The organism is Nocardia sp. NPDC051990 (assembly GCF_040680755.1).
Classification (GTDB): Bacteria; Actinomycetota; Actinomycetes; order Mycobacteriales; family Mycobacteriaceae; genus Nocardia.
Window position 1 is genome coordinate 367,371 of sequence record NZ_JBFAXH010000002.1, and the last position, 15,708, is coordinate 383,078.

Sequence of the window (15,708 nt, forward strand, 5' to 3'; positions counted from 1 at the left end):
GTGCTCCACAACTCTGGAATACATTGTGGACAGCAGGATTTCCGCTGCGACAAATCGGGCGTGGCACAGGATGTTTCGGACATTGGTGATTTATTGTGCTGTGTGTATGTGGAAAGCTATGTGAATGACGTCCGTTCGGACACGGCGGTGTCCTCGCCTTCGCCGGTGTGTTGCTAACGGTGATCGGCGGCGGCGTGTGGGCCGCAGGGGAGTAGATGCGGGTCCGCGGCCCGCGGGGGCCGTTACTATCGCTGACATGTTGCTAACGCCTCGTGCCCGTGCCCTGCTGGGTATACCCGCCGGGCTGTTCCCGGTGATCGTTGCGGCTGGGCTGGCCATGCCTACCGCCACGGCCGCGCCGGTCGAGCAGGTGGCCGGCAATGCCAGCGGGACTGAGGGGCTGGAGCCGGGGCTCGCCGCGGCGTATATGCAGGCCGAGAACCAGGCGGATGCCGAAGGGGTCGCGCTGTACATCAACTCCGGCTACCGCACGCCCGCCGAGCAGCAGGCGCTGTGGGACGACGGCGTGCGGACCTACGGCAGTCCCGAGGAGGCGCGCCGGTGGGTGCTGCCACCCAATGAATCGACGCATGTGCGGGGCCGGGCGATCGACGTGGGGCCGCAGGACGGGGCGCAGTGGCTGGAGGCGAATGGGAATCGCTGGGGCCTGTGCCGGATCTATCAGAACGAATGGTGGCATTTCGAACTCGCCACCGCCCCGGGCGGCGCCTGCCCGGCACTGCGCGTGGATGCGAGCGAAGGCGGTGCCGCCCCGGCTCCGTCATTGCCGATCCCGCCCGTCCTCCCGATGCTGCCGTCGATCCCGCTCCCGCCGTGGCTCAGCGGCTCTTCCGGGCGGTAGCCGGTCAGCGGACCGATACAGGCGTCGAGGTCTGCGCCTGCGCTGCCCGGTTCGGCAGCGCCCGGATCAGCACCGCCGTACTGATCGCGCTCAGCGCGCAGACGGCAACGATGTAGCAGGTCACCGCCGCCGAGGTCGAGCCAGCGGTCCACAGTGCGGTTGCGATGAGCGGGGCGAGGCCACCGCCGAGAACGACCGAGACCTGCACGATCAGTGACGTGCCGGAGTAGCGGACCGAGGGGGGAAACAGTTCGGCGATGATGATGCCGCCGACGCTGTGGGCGATCGGCAGCGTCACGCCCATACCGAGTAGCGCCAGGAATGCGACGGCCCCGTTGCCGGTGTTCAGCAGCGGGAAGTACACCGCACACCACACCGTCAGGGCGGCGGTGCCCGCGAGGAATATCCGACGCGTGCCGTAGCGGTCGGCGAGCGAGCCCCAGCAGGGCATGGTGGCACACCAGACAACGGCGGAAACGATGACGCCGAGTAGGAGGAAGTCTCGGCTGAAGCCGAGCGCCTTGGTGCCATAGGTCAACGTGAAAACCATGAAGATATAGACGACCGCTGAGGTCGCGATGGCGGCGAACAGAATAAGCAGCAGCCGCGCCGCGCCCACCCGGAGGGCGTCGCGAAGCGGAAACGACGCGACTTCGCCGCGTTGGACGATTTCGGCATAGTCCGCGGATTCGGCGATACCGAGCCGAACCCAGAGCCCGACAATGACGAGAATCACGCTGAACAGGAACGGAATTCGCCACCCCCAGCTCAGGAAGGCCGAATCCGGCAGCAGCGCACTGGTGCCGAGGAAGATCGCATTGGCCAGGATCAGCCCGGCCGGTGTGCCCATCTGCGGGAAGCTGGCATACCGGTTGAGCCGTCCCCGCGGCGCATTCTCCATCGATAGCACCACCGCGCCCGCACCTTCACCGCCGAGTCCGACGCCCTGGAGTAGTCGAAGCGCGACGAGCAGTGCGGGCGCCCAGAATCCGATGCTCCCGTAGCTCGGGATCAGCCCGATGAGCAGGGTGCTCACACCCATCAGAAAGAGCGAGACCACCAGGGTGATCTTGCGACCGATCCGATCACCGAAGTGGCCGAAGAGCAGACCGCCGATCGGTCGCGCCCCGAAACCCACGGCGAAAGTGCTGAATGCCGCCAGCGTTCCCGCGGCGGGACTCAGCGTGGGAAAGAACTGTTTACTGAAGATCAGCGCGGATGCCGTGCCGTAGAGCATGAAGTCGTACCACTCGAGGGTGGTGCCGACCAGCGTGGCGAGGGCGACCTTGCGGTGGTGCGGGGTGGAGCTCGAAGGCACTGTCTTATCCGTTCGCGATTCAGCCGACCGAGGCCGGGGTACCCGGCATATTGTCCAACGCCAGCCCGCCCTCGATCGAGTTCGGGACGCGGCGGCGGTTGGGGGATCCGAGTGCGGCGGTGAGATCGGTCCCATCGTGTTCGGCCAGCAGATCGCCACTGTCCCACACCAGCAGCGTCGCGCTGACGGTGTTCTCGGCGGCCGAATGCGCGAGATCGTAATGCGCGCAGCCGGGGACGTGCGGGTAGGTGATCCACAGGTCGTAACCGGTCATGAACAGGTCGAGGTCGAATTGCACACTCAGGCCGAGCAATTCGCTGCGACCGTTATCGTCGACACCGGCGAAGGCTTCGTCCAGTGCGAGTAGTCGCGGCGCCTGCGGATCGGCGGAGTCGAGCATGACGTGCGCGGCCGCGAACAGCGGCAGATGCAGCGAGACCGACTGTTCACCACCGGAGAGCGCACTGTGCCTGGCCACGGTCAGCTTGTCCTCGCTGCCGTCGGCGGAGATAAGGGTGAAGGAGAACACCCGCCAGGTCCGGTAATCCAGTGTCGCGCCCAGGATTTCGGGGTAGGAACGCTCCGGATGCGCAGCGCGCGCGGCCCGGATCTCGGCGGCGAAGTGGGCGCGGATGGCCGCCAGATCATCGGCGACGAGGGCTGAGGCGTCGCGATCCAACAGCTTGCACATGGCGCGGGCCGCATCCGAGAGCGAATCGGCGAGCACCCAGTGCACGCCGATGGTATTGCCCGAGGACATGCGCCGCTGCTTCATCTCCGCACCCATGCGGGCGATGAGATCGCGGGCATCGCTGGTGCGTTCGTAGATCTGCTGGGCCAAGCCGGTGAGCAGCGCGTCCTCGAGGATCCGGCGTTCGGCGTCGGTGAGCAGCAGTTCCTGATCGCGGCGGGCGGAGTCGATGCGGGTGGCGAAATCGGCGAGGGCCGATAGCCCGTTGTCATCCTGTACCTGGACGACGGTAAGGCCGTCCGCGGCATCCCATTGCAGCCGGTAGTCGCGGCCGGAAGCGGCCAGTGCGGCATCGAATTCCTGCAGTGCGGAGGTCACCGCACTGCGTGTGGATTTGCGGGCCGCCTCGCCGGCCCGCACCGAAGATGTTGCGGTGGTGAGGTTGTCGAAGAGCTCGGCCACCTCATCCGGCAGTACCTGGGGTTCGACTTCCGGCCCGGCCGCCGAAATGCGGTAGAGCAGTTGCTCGGGGGTCGACCAGGCGGCATCGCTGCTCGGCCAACGGCTGCCCGGGGGTGCGCCGAGCAAGGTGAGCAGATCCGGTTGGGCGTAGGGGGCGAGGGCTTTCACGTCGGCCAGGACCTCGGTGAGCGCGGTGCCGAGCGATTCGTGTGCGGTGCGGTAGGCCGCCTCCGCATCACCGACCGCCTCGATCGCGGCATTGGCCGCCTTGCGGGCGGCCTTCTGCTCGGCCCTGGTCGCCTCGATTTTCGCGCGCGCCTGGTCGAGTTCGCGATCGATATCGGCGGCACCCGCGCCGAGCGCCTCGCGCAGGGTGTCGAGTTTGCGCAGCTGCTCCTGGTAGCCCGCATTGGCGGCCTCGGCCTCCTCGGCGAAGGCCTCGGCCAGATCGCGGGCCTCATCGAAGCGGTCCGAACCTTCGCGTTCGCGTTCGCGCTCCCGCTCGTGGTCGGCGCGCAGGCGCAATAGGCCGGTCCCGGCGTTCTCGAAATGACGGATGGCGGCGGCGAGCGCATCGATCTCGCGGGCCTCGCGCGGAGTGCGATGCGCCCGGGCGACCGAGCGCAGCTTCTTCTCGACCGCCGACGCCTCGGTCACCGCCTGGTCGAGGTCGCGTTCGGCCTGGTCGAGGGCCTCGGAACGCGAGCGCATCATGCCCGCGGCTTCCGAAACCGCGCGCAGGGCGGCGGTAACGGCCGAAGGGCGCGGCAATGCCTTGGCGGCGGCGGAGATCCGCGTGAGTTCGGCGCTCGCCGCGGACTCGTCGGCCCGAGCCTGCCGCTGCGTCTGTTCGGCGGCCTCGATGGCGGCGGCCAACTCGGCGAGTCGGATTTCCCGGCGTTTGGCGCGGGCGGTGGCGCCGATGAATTCGGCGTCGGGTTTGTGGTGGCGTCCGACCTGGACGCCTTGGCGGAATCCGCCGGCGGTGCTGACCGCGACCTCAGTGCCGAGTTCGGCGTCCTTGTTGTAGAGGGCAATGGAGGCCAGCACGTCCGCGACGATGTGCTTCGACACCATGAGATCGGCCGAATCATCCTCCACGACAAGGACATCGGCCAGTGTTCGACCGGACGGCCGCGCATTGGCCGGCAAGGGAACCAGGAACTGGTCCGAAGTGTATTCCGGCCGTTCGGATTCCGTGCAGACCCAACTGTCGAGCAGGTCCGCGGCTTGCAGTGCGGCCTCGATGCCCGCGGCCTGCGCGGGTGTCACCGAATCGGCGAAACGGATCAGTCGCCACAGCGGCGCACCGGGACGGCCTTGTGCATTCCGCGCACGAGCGGCGGAAACCGGTGGGGCCTCGTCACGTTGGGCCGCGACCGCATCGCGTTCGGCATTGAGTTCGACGAGCCGGTCACCGGCAAGCGCGGCCGTGGTGCGCGCTTCTTGACGGCGGGTGCGGATGTCCTCGAGCAGCGGTTCGGCGCGTTCGGTCAAAACCTCGGCGACACCGGCAGCCTCATCGGAGCCCACGGTGGCCAATGCGGCGTCGAGCGCCTCGTACAGGCCCTTCCCAATGGGGGAGTACCCCTCTCGATGCGCCTCCCACCAAGTGCGCAGTGCACCACCGGCTTCGGTGCGTGCGAGCACAACGGCCGCCTCGGCGGCCGAGACCTCGGCGGCGGCCGATTCGCATAGCGCCCTGGCGCGTGCGGCGAGCTGTTCGGCCCGATTCCGTTCGGCCGTAGCCGAATCCATCAGACCGAGCGCCTTACGGACCGCGCGGACGTCGGCGTCGCGTTCCTCGGCATGTCCGCGAACTGCCGCGGTCAGCTGATCGCCGCGCCCCTGATCGGCCGATCCGGCCCAGGTGATGCCCGCCTCCTCGGCGGCAGCACGCAATTCGTCCTCGCCGCGGGCCAGCGCGGCGGCCGCATTCTGTACGGCCGCCTTGGCGCGTTCGGCCTCCGCGCTGCGCTGGTCGAGGGTTTGCCGGGCTTTGAGCGCCTTGTCCTTGTGCACACCGGCCGAGGTCTCCAGGCGGTGGACCGCGTCGGCGAGATCGTCGAGTTGCTGTTTGCCCTCGTAGGCGCTGGAGCGCTGCAGGGTTTCCCGATCGGAGAGCGCTTGTTCGTAGGCGCGGTCGGCATCGTCGGCGCGCGCCTCGGCGGTGGTGCGCTCGGCCTCGCGACGTTCGCGCAGTGCGGTGGCGGCGAAGAGGGCGGTGCTGGCGTGCGTCACTGCGTCGAGGCGGGTCCGCACCTGATCGACATCGGTCTTCGCCTGTACCACAAGGTATTTGCGGTACACATCGACGAAAGACCTGGTGGCGGTATCGGCGTGGACCAGCCCCTCCAGGGTGCGCCCGACTTCCTCCATATCGCTGAACGAACGCGCCGCGTCCAGGATCAGCTGTTCGTCGAGCGGGCGCAGGCCATCGGTGAGTGCCTGCGAAAGTCCGCGCGGATCAAGGTTTTTCGCGAGCTGAGGACGGCGCAGTGTGAGGATGAGATTGATCAGCTGGTCGTAGCGCTGGGTGCCGAGACCGAACATGCGCGCATCGATCGCGTTGCGGTACTCGACTGGTCGATCGACGATGGCATCGGTGCCGATCTGCTCGGCCAACTGTTTGCGGGTCAGCGGCCGGTCGTCGGGGCCGATGAGGGAAAAGTCGACGCCCGCGCGCCCGTCGGCGACGAAATACCAGCGCGTCACCTTGTCGGAAGACCGGCTGGCGCGCATACCGATGCCGATGGTGACGACCTCGGGATCGTCCCATTTACCACGCGCGAACTCCATCCACACATACGAATACGCGGATTCCTGCTTGCGGTACAACAGGTTCGACTTCATCGTGCGCTCTTCACCCGCGAACGGATTGAGCCTGCGCGGTTCGATCCGGCCGTCGAGCACGAACGGGAACAGCACCTCGAGTGCCTTGGTCTTGCCGGAACCATTGGGCCCACGCAGTACCAGCCTGCCGTCGGCAAAGCAGTATTCCTGGTCGCGGTAATCCCACAGGTTGATGATTCCGGCACGGGTCGGGACGAACCGCACTCCGCCATGGATGAGCGACATGGTTTAAATCCCTTCCGTGCCAACGCTATCGGCCCCGACCATGTCGGCGGCGGTGACGAACAATTCGGCAGCCCGTTTGGTGCGGACGGTGACGACCGCGCCGCGGTAGCGGGCCAGGGCGGGCAGAATGATCAGACCGTCCGCGACCACCTGGACCAGCCGCAGTCGTTCCAACAGGGCGCTCACCTCCCTGGTCAGCCCGGGAACATCGGCCTGCCACTGCGCCGCGAAGGTGAGACCGTAGCGGTCGGTCAGCGCCTGCATGGTCTCGCCGACCCAGCTCGCTTCGACGAACGGGTACGTCGCGCGCACGTGCGCCATCGCCTCCGCATCGAGATCGGAAAGCTCTTCCACCACCTCGGGATCGGTCGACGGGAGATCGGCGAGCGGGACGAATACCGTGGATTCCGGGATGGCACGGTCGAGTTGTTCGGCGAGCCCGACGGCCGGATCCGGCGCACCGGGTCGCACCGGTACCGGATTGTCGATATCGAGGACCCGATCGGCGATCTCACCGGCCAGCAGCAGCGCCACCTGCGCCAATGTCCCAGTGCCCGGGAAACGGACATCGGAGAGACGTCCGGACAAATCGATCAATGCGACGCCCTCGGCGCGGCGTTCGGCCCGCAGCCCAGTGAACAGTTCGACATCCGCGACGACCCGATCCTGCAGCAAGAGCGGACGCTCGTCGTGGGCCAGATCCTCGACATACACCACCGGACGCTCCACGAGACCGCGCCGCACCCGCCGCGCCGCATCGGCGGCCTGCGCATTCGCGGCCGGACCGTGCGCGAGCGCGTCCTCGGTCAACAGACCACGGACACTGTGCAGGTGCTGCAGCGCGCGCGGCGGTCGGAACAGTGCAAAGACCACCGGTCGGTCGATGTCATAGAGCGCTTCGCCCGCCTCCGGATCGGCCGCCCAGCCACCCGCATCGCCATCGGCCAAGGTGAGCGCGCCCCGATGCGCAAGCCAGCCGACGGCATCGACGAACGCATCGCGATCGGCGGCGCGGTCGGGTGCGAGTTCGAGGCCGTCGACCCGGCCGGTATAGGCGGCGACCTGATCGGCCAACTCCGACAACGTGATCTGATCGCCCGCGCGGCCGAGCGCTGCCAGCGCCAAGGCCAGGTAGGCATAGCGGCGGCGGTCGAAGACGCGCTCGGTGACCGCGCGGGCTGGTTTGCCGGAGTCGAGCCGATCGATGACCGGAAAGACCCGGGCCGTCGTTTCGGTGACCTCGAGCCGATAGCCGAACAACTCGGCCAAATCCTCGCGGAGCTCGGTGGCCCAGCGGCGGATCAGCGGCAGCGCGATCCGATCCGGATAGGTCCGGGTGACCAGGTGGTTGGCCAGGATCACCCGGGCGGCGCGCTGATAGTTGTCGAGTGCGAGGGAGTCGATGCGGCGGGCGTTGATCATCCGCGCCGTCCGCGGGTCGACTGCTTCACCTCGAGGCGGCGGTTGTTCAAATGCAGCAGGCCGTGTGCGGTGCGGACCACCGTCGAACCCGGATGTTCGGAGACGGTGAGGGTGACGCCGCTATCCGAGCCGGTGGTGCCCTCGATGCGGCCACTGACCGGAACCCAGGCGGTGGACGCGGCGTCGAGCAGGCGCAGCAGCACCTCGGTCTCTCGTTCGTCGAGGACGCGCTCGTGCACCGAAGCGGCGGCCAAGGATTTGGCGGCCTCGGCGCGGGCGCGCTGCGCGTCCAGCTGCGCCTCGCGGAGTCGGCGAATTCCCGCGTCATTGCGTTGAATTCGGGCGGGGGCACCGGCCTGCGGCGGTCGGCCCGTCTCGGCGAGGGTGCGTGAAATTTCCAGCGGCGGCGCCTCCCACCAGGAGCGGATCGCGGGAATCAGATCCGCATCCGGATGTTCCAGCGAAATATGACGCGGCCGGCCGAGACCGAAGACGGCATCGAAAAGTGCGTGCGCGCTGTCGGTGGTCGGCGCGGCGGTGAACCAGCCGGCAAGATGGCGCAGCGCCGATTCGCGACTCACCCCGCCCTTACGGGTCTCGGTGACCCGCCGCAGCAGCGACAGCACGGCGGCAATGGCGCTCATGGTCGCCTCCCGCAGCCGATCCGCCTCGGTCGCGGACGATTCGCCGGGAATATCGGAGGCCGTCGCGACGAACCAGGTTCGCAGCCCCTGCCAGCGCGCCCGCCAATCCGCTTGCCGCTCGGCCGGACTCAGCAGCACCCGTTCGTCACAACGCGCCGCCCGCGCGATGAGTTCGTCGACGCCGGTCTCCTCGATGTCGCCGATCGCGGCGGCCAGGCGCGGCGCGAAGCGAGCCAGATCCATGCTGAACTCGCGCATATGCGCGAGCAGTGCATCCTTGTGCGCCAGGAACGATTCCGGCGTGATCTCGGTGGTGCGAACCATATCGCCGAGCGAGAGGTAGAAGTGCGCGGCCCGCGCCGCCATATCCGAGAGTGCGGCATCCAGCCGGCGCAGCGTCCGGTACACGCGCTCCGCATCACCGGCTTTGTTCGCCTCGGCGAGGGCATTGAGATCCGCGAGCAGTTCGGGCAGGACGAGTCGCGACAGTGCCGCCTCGTCCAGCCGCGCCTCGAGCACACCCGCGACCGCGCGATATGCCTTGAACCCGGCCTGGGTCAGCTGATAGACGTAGTGCCGGTTCCGATATTCCGCGAGCGTCGCGGCACGCGTCCCGTCATAGCTGCGCTCGACCACACCCCACTGATGCAGCTGATCCAGCAGCGGCCCGATCTCCGCGCCGATCAGCCGCGGCGCATCGGGCGCACTGCGTTCGATCCAGGTCGCGACATCGTCGGCGTGCAGCAACACCACATACGCCGCTCGCGCACTGTCGAACGCCCGCAGCACCCACAGATACTCCGCCCGCTTCTCGGCCGTGGCGAAGGAGAACAGCCGCAACCGTTTATCCCACAGTGCGGGCGCGGCATACGGCAGGCCGTCAACGGAGTCGGTCACCGGGAACAGGGTAGTAGCGGGTCGGTCGCAGGTGTCGAGACCGACCCCCATTCGGCGTGGCCGCGTCCGTTTTGCACCTGTTCGCCACTTGGTGACTCATAGGTCGAATCGAGCCCGCAGCCCGATCTCGACCTACTCGAGCACCTTCGGGCTGAGGTCACCGACCTGCGCGGTAAGACTGTCCTTCGACACGATGGCGATGTTGTACAGCGCGATCACCTGCGAACTCTGCGGCATTGCGACGGTGAGCAATGAGCGCGCGACGGCACTTCGCGCGCCTCGTATCGGTGCGGCGACAAATATCGGCCGCTGCCCGAATCCCCACATCGGAATCACGATCACCACCGTCGCGCGGCGCCAGGAGATCCGGCTCACTAGATTCCGAATCCGGCCGTGATGGGTGGGTTCAGCTGAATTGCTCGAGGACGAACTCAGGGCACTGCTGGACAGCACAGGGACCGAATGGGCGAAGGCCGCGGAGCATACCGCCGAACAAGTACTGCTCGGCTGGGCCGGCCCGCGGCGAGTAGCTGTCCGCAAGTCGCGCTGTAATCGTCGAAATCCCGGAAATCAGCAGAGATTAGGGCGATTCGCATCGCATGGGCGCGGTGTGGCGCCGGATCCGATCGGCACCTCGGTGAGCATCGAGGGCCTGGGCGATCCGGGGGCCCCACGAGATATCGGTGGTCAATAGTGTCAGCCTGAGCAATGTATCGATGGCCGACAACACTTCGCAGCGCTGGTCCTGTGTCGCGTCGGCGCCGAAGCGGGCAACGGAGATATCCAGATCGCGCAGCGGCGTTCGCGAAAGCGAAATCTGCAGCAGCAGTTCGGGTTCGGACGCATCGAGTAGGTCGAGTACCCGATTCATCGCCCACGCTTTACCACTGGCAATGAGTCAAACGTACGCCGAAATGATCACTCGCAGGACAAGGTCCGCAACTGATCCAGATACACCCGGGTGCGCGGATCGCCGGGATAGCGCTCGATGATTTCGCGTGCCGCCTCGCCCGCGATCCACATCAGTGACGGCAGTGACCGACGCTTGCCCGCGAAGGCCCGCATCCCCTCGTCCAGCGCGAGTTCCAGATCGCGGCCGCGCACCGCGACCACCGCAAGGGTGAGGTGTGCCTCGGACACCCGCATCGGATTGCGTATCGTGCCGTCGGCGCGGGTCGAGTGGCGGATGACTTCGCGCGCATAGGATTCCGCGAGCAGATCCTCGCCCACGACCCGATAGCAGTCCATCGCATAGAAGTCGAACTTCTGCGGATCGACCACGAAATGGTTGTCCAGATTGGTCGGGTGGTCGAGTCGGTCGAGGATAGCTCGCCCCTGGTTCAGCGCCGCTTCAACCTCGCGTCGATTCCCAAGCCGGGCCCAGGCCTTCGCACGCTGTGCGCACAACTGAACTCCGACGCCGAGTGTGGCGCAGGTCGTCAACGCCGGGGCGACCGCTTCGATCGCGCCTCGATAGTTGCCCTGGGTCAGCGCGAACCAGGCCGCCATTTCCGCACTCCAGCCGGTGATCTCGGCATTGCCCGCTTCCTGGCCGAGCGAATAGGCGGCGCGGCGAGTGGCTTCCGCGGCGGTGCGCCGACCGAGGTCGTAGTCCACGCAACCGACCAGCAGCGCAACCCAACCGGCCAGTACGAGGATTTCCCGATGCTGCGCCAGCGTCAGTCTGCCGTCCAGCAACGAGGTGATGCGGCGCAGCCAGGATGTGCCCTCGGTATGCAGATCGTGCGGATCGGCGATCGGATATTCGCAACACAGCCGCTCGGCGGTGATGCGGATGGCATCGAGGGTGGCCGTGGAGACGTCGGACATCCGCAGCCTGCCAATGAATTCGAGAGTGTCCATCCCGGTTGCCGAGAGCAGTTCATCGTCGCGGTTGGGACGGTTCTTCGGGAAGAACGCGGCGGTAACCGTATCGAATGCGGCGGCGATGATTGGGGCGTAGAAGTCGTCGGGACGCGACTCTCCCGACTCCCAGCGTCGCCAATTACGCAGCAGGGTACTGTCCGTCGGCAGGTTGTGCGAAGACTTCGTGCGCATGACACGGACGGCGTCGGCTTGTGACCACCCCCGCGCATCGCGTTCGGAGCGCATTCGGACAGCCCAGACGGGTCGATCGTCTCCAGCGGCCACGTCGGTAGTATCGCATCAGTTAACGCTCAGCGGCCCGGATAGGGCATACAGATGTCACCGGGTTGACACCTGCACTCGCAGTTTTGCGTCCGACATGCTGGATATGGGCGCGGAAGGTTTGCCACGCTCCAGATGTAAGTATGTCTGCTTTGCAAGTACGCGGTGCCCCTCGGCGACGGGGGTGATCCACATAAGAGAACAGCGAGAGATCCCCAATCCAACGGAGGTTCGGGTGGAAGCGTTGATCTATGGCTACTTGCGTGACGATCTGGCCGATGGCCACAGTGCAGAGCTAGAGGATGCGATGAGCAGCCTCGCCCGCGAGGAAGGGCTCTGCTTCGCCGCAACATTCCATGAATCGACTTCCGGTGACGGCACGGCATTCGCCGAGCTGACCCAGGAGCTCAAGCGGGCGGACGCGCATCATGTGGTGGTGCCGTCACTCGATCACCTTGCCGGCCAGACGATTCCGCGAGACATTCTGATCGCGAAGTTGGCCCAGGACGCGGCCGCGCAGGTGTGGACCATCGAGAGCTGCGCGCTTCGGGACGAGGCTCTTGGCGAAGAAGCTGTGCACCAGGATTGATCTGCGTCGCAGGTTCGCCACCACCCAGGTTGCGACCGCACCGGCCGCGAGGGATGCGAGCAGCGCCGCGACATGGTGCTGCCCGAATGCCGGATACACCTGCCAGTGCAGCAGATAGACGAATAACGAGCTGTCGGCCAGCAGCGCGGCGATCTGAGCCATCAAGGCGGGCACCCGGACCGCGGGCAGCCAGATCAACAGCAGCAGCCCGGATATCACCAGCCGCTCGCGATCGGGAACGCCGAAGTAATCGTGCACCGAAACCAGCAGCACGGCGCTCACCAACAGCCGCTGCCAGATCGTCGTAGCCTTCGCAGCCGCCCAGCCGAGCGCGAAGAACCAGCAGGCCAGTGGCGAGAACGGCACATCCTTGGCCGGGTAGAGTCCGAATGACCAGAACCGGAACACCATGGTGAACCCGACCAGTCCCATGGCGAACCAGAACGGCTCGCGGCGCTGTACGGCATCGATGAATGGCACCCGCACCAACAGTGCGGATACGACCATGAACAGCACCAGCACCTCGATGAACCACAGGTGCCCCGCGGTATCGCTGTCGCGCGGTCCGAGAATCTTGTTGAGCAGCAACACGTTCTGCCAGCCGTAATAGTCGGTGAACAGCAGCGTGAGCGCCACCCAGGCGGCGGTCGGGATGGCGATGAGCGCCACCGTGCGCAGTGCGTGCCGCAGCCGTTCGGCGCGCGGGGTCGGGGTGACCGCGAACCGGGCGAAGTTGAACCCGGCGACACCGAGCAGGATATGTGCCGCGCCCCAGAGCACGAACATGCCGATATGCGAGCCCGCGGTCAGCACGATACCGGCGGCGCGCAATAAGGTCGGGGTGTCTACTGTCCGACCGAATGCCCGGTGCCCGTCCGGAATCCGTTCGAGTTCGGCGATGGTCAGGTTCGGCCAGTTCGCGGGCAGTCGGCCGAGTGCTCGCTCGAGGCGGGTCGAGGTGGTGATGTAGGTCAGTGAGTTGCCGCCGAGATCGACGAAGGTGCTCTCGGGCCGGACCAGCGCGGGATCGATGCCGAGGGCAATGGCATAGAGCGCGCGGATATCGCGCACGGGCAGCTCGGGTTCGGAAGCGGCGAGCCGGCGTATCGCCGGATAGTCGGCCTTGCCATTGGGCAGGCGCGGAATCTCCTCGACCGGGCACGCGCGTATGGCCGCCGCGGGCAGACCGGACAGTTCGGCGGCGGTCGCGGCGAGCGAATCCGCCGGATATTCGGCGGCGACGACCAACTGGTCGCCACTATCAGTACAGCAGGCCGTGAAACCGGCTGCGGCCAAACCGGATTCGAGCCGCTGCAGATCGATGCGCAGCCCGAAGAGCTTGGCGAACCGGCTACGTCGGCCGACCACCTGGTACAGCCCGTCGGGTGTGCGCCGGGCCAGATCGCCGGTGCGCAGCGATTCGACCGTGCGGCCCAGGGCGAGATCGCGTGAGTCCTCGGCATAGCCGAGCATCACATTGGGCCCGTGATAGACCAGTTCCTCGTCATCGGCATCCGGTACCTGCTCCAGGGTGAATCGGCCGCCCGGTATCGGCTTGCCGATGCAGTCCGGATATTCGGCGGCCAGTTCCGGTGGCAGATAGGCCATTCGCGCGGTGGCCTCGGTCTGGCCGTACATGACGACGAAGTCCCAGCCCGCCCGCTTGCCCAACTCGGCGTAGTCGCGGACCCGCGCGGGCGCGAGACGCCCGCCCGCCTGGGTGAGGTAGCGCAGGCTTGGCAGTGTCATCTCGGCGAAGCCGATGCGTTCGAGCAGATCGATCGTGTACGGCACCGCCGCGAAAGACGTTGCGCCGTAGCGACGGAACTGAACCCAGAATTCGTCGTCGAGGACCGAGCGGTCGGTGAGCAGCAGGCTCGCGCCGCGCAGCAGATGGCTGTGCACGACCGACAGTCCGTAGCAATAGAACATCGGCAGGGTCGTCGCTGCGCGATCATCGGCATCGATGGCCAGATACTCGGCAATGGCGTCCGCATTCGACAGCAGATTGGCCGTGGACAACCGCACCAGCTTCGGCGAACCGGTCGACCCCGAAGTGCTCAGCAGCAGCGCCAGCTCCGGATGCAGACGATGCGCGGAGCGGGCCCGCCGAATCCGTGGCGGGCCCGTATCAATCACGACATCGGGATCGTAGGTGTTCAGCAAATCGCTGGTGATCTCCGCGGTGAGTAGAACGACGCAGCCCGCGCTGAGCGCGCCGAGATACGCGACGAGCGAGTCGATATCGTTGCGCGCCGCGAGCGCGATGAGGCGCCGGTTCGCTCCGAGCTGCCGCGCGTACCCCTCGACACGTGCCGCCAGCTGCACATAGGTGATCCGGCCCAAACCATCCGGCACCGATTCCGCTGCTGTGATGGCCGCCGCTGGAGGTCGAGAGCAGAGGACGGCGATCCGGTCATCGAAACTGCGAAGGTGCGCGACGATCCGGTGAATAGTCACCCGGGAAGTCTAGATGGTAAGCCTTGCCATACCTATGCGGGGCCCCATGGCGAACTTTCGGTGAATTGTCCGAACCCGAACCGCAATGGTGCGAACCGATTACAGCCCGAAGCTACCCGGACCCCGCCTGCGCAGGTACTTTTCGAATTCGGCCGCGATCGCGTCACCATCGATCTTGGCTATTGCGTCATTGAGATCGACGGCCGCGTCGCCGCGTTCCTCGAGCGAACGCACATACTCGCTGATCTCGTCATCGCCGACGGTCATCTCGTTGACGGCGGTCTCCCAGTCCTCGGCCTGTTTGGGCAGCTCGCCGAGCGGCACCTCGATATCGAGCACATCCTCGACGCGGTGCAGCAGTGCGATGGTCGCCTTCGGATTCGGCGGCTGCGAGACGTAATGCGGCACGGCCGCCCAGAACGAGACAGCGGGTACGCCCGCCTTCACACACTGATCCTGTAGCACTCCGGTAATACCGGTCGGTCCCTCGTAGCGGGTCTGCTCGAGGCTGAAGCGCTCGGCGGCTTCCTTGCTGTAGGCCGATCCGGTGACCGGCACCGGGCGGGTATGCGGAGTATCGGCGAGCAGTGCGCCGAGTATGACAACGGTCTGTACACCGAGTTGTTCGATGAACTCGAGCAGATCCGTGCAGAAGCTGCGCCAGCGCATATTGGGTTCGATACCGCGCAGCAGCACCACATCGCGATCGCTGCCGGGTGGCGAGCAGACCGAGAGCATGGTGGAGGGCCACTGGATTTCCCTGGTCACACCGTCGACCTGACGTACCGTCGGCCGATTGACCTGGTAGTCGTAATAGTCCTCGGAGTCGAGTTCGGCCAGCGGTTCGGCATCCCAGATCAGTTCCAGATGCTCGACGGCACCACTGGCTGCATCACCCGCGTCGTTCCAGCCTTCGAAGGCGGCGACCAGCACAGGATCGCGCAAAGTCGGCAGTTCCGGCTCGGGCGATACCGGAGATTCACTGGAGTTCACCCCGGTCAGCCTACGGCGTGTGAGCACGCGGCGTTGAATTTGCGTAGTCGGCGCGGCACCGTCCGTTCATCTGTCTGGGCAGGTGTGGCGTCCGACACTGATGCGACGGTTCGGTATGTCGTGGCGGCCCACTACGCTTGATCA

The 15,708-nt window shown here is 66.5% G+C and carries 10 protein-coding genes; 1 reads left to right on the forward strand and 9 read right to left on the reverse strand.

Annotated features, from left to right (window positions below):
• Positions 1 to 256 precede the first annotated feature (256 nt).
• A complete protein-coding gene (locus AB0L63_RS05380; RefSeq protein WP_364494924.1) occupies positions 257 to 862 on the forward strand; it encodes a M15 family metallopeptidase in 606 nt (201 codons plus the stop codon).
• A 4-nt stretch (positions 863 to 866) separates the two neighbouring features.
• Here AB0L63_RS05380 and AB0L63_RS05385 read toward each other — a convergent pair whose 3' ends face one another.
• From AB0L63_RS05385 to AB0L63_RS05425, 9 genes are all read right to left on the reverse strand, one after another.
• Positions 867 to 2,180 carry an MFS transporter gene (locus AB0L63_RS05385; protein WP_364494926.1) on the reverse strand — a complete coding sequence of 438 codons (1,314 nt, stop codon included), beginning with the start codon at positions 2,178 to 2,180 and terminating at the stop codon, positions 867 to 869.
• A 19-nt stretch (positions 2,181 to 2,199) separates the two neighbouring features.
• The gene (locus AB0L63_RS05390; protein WP_364494929.1) at positions 2,200 to 6,411 is read right to left on the reverse strand and encodes a TIGR02680 family protein; all 4,212 of its coding nucleotides are present in this window, start codon (positions 6,409 to 6,411) and stop codon (positions 2,200 to 2,202) included.
• Positions 6,412 to 6,414: 3 nt separating this feature from the next.
• Complete coding sequence (locus AB0L63_RS05395) at positions 6,415 to 7,830, reverse strand: TIGR02678 family protein (protein WP_364495658.1); 1,416 nt, start codon at positions 7,828 to 7,830, stop codon at positions 6,415 to 6,417.
• Positions 7,830 to 9,317, reverse strand: coding sequence for a TIGR02677 family protein (locus AB0L63_RS05400; protein ID WP_364495661.1), 1,488 nt, complete (start codon positions 9,315 to 9,317; stop codon positions 7,830 to 7,832). The genes AB0L63_RS05395 and AB0L63_RS05400 overlap by 1 nt, the downstream gene beginning before the upstream one ends.
• 189 nt (positions 9,318 to 9,506) lie before the next feature.
• Positions 9,507 to 9,749, reverse strand: a complete 243-nt coding sequence (locus tag AB0L63_RS05405) for a hypothetical protein (protein WP_364494933.1) — start codon at positions 9,747 to 9,749, stop codon at positions 9,507 to 9,509.
• Between the two features lie 205 nt (positions 9,750 to 9,954).
• Entirely contained in the window at positions 9,955 to 10,245 is a 291-nt protein-coding gene (locus tag AB0L63_RS05410; protein ID WP_364494935.1) for a hypothetical protein, read from the reverse strand.
• 47 nt (positions 10,246 to 10,292) lie between these two features.
• On the reverse strand, positions 10,293 to 11,486 hold the full coding sequence (locus AB0L63_RS05415; RefSeq protein ID WP_364494938.1) for an XRE family transcriptional regulator: 1,194 nt from the start codon (positions 11,484 to 11,486) through the stop codon (positions 10,293 to 10,295).
• A 478-nt stretch (positions 11,487 to 11,964) separates the two neighbouring features.
• A complete protein-coding gene (locus AB0L63_RS05420; protein WP_364494941.1) occupies positions 11,965 to 14,571 on the reverse strand; it encodes an AMP-binding protein in 2,607 nt (868 codons plus the stop codon).
• Positions 14,572 to 14,670: 99 nt separating this feature from the next.
• A complete protein-coding gene (locus tag AB0L63_RS05425; RefSeq protein ID WP_364494943.1) occupies positions 14,671 to 15,564 on the reverse strand; it encodes a PAC2 family protein in 894 nt (297 codons plus the stop codon).
• Positions 15,565 to 15,708: the final 144 nt, after the last annotated feature.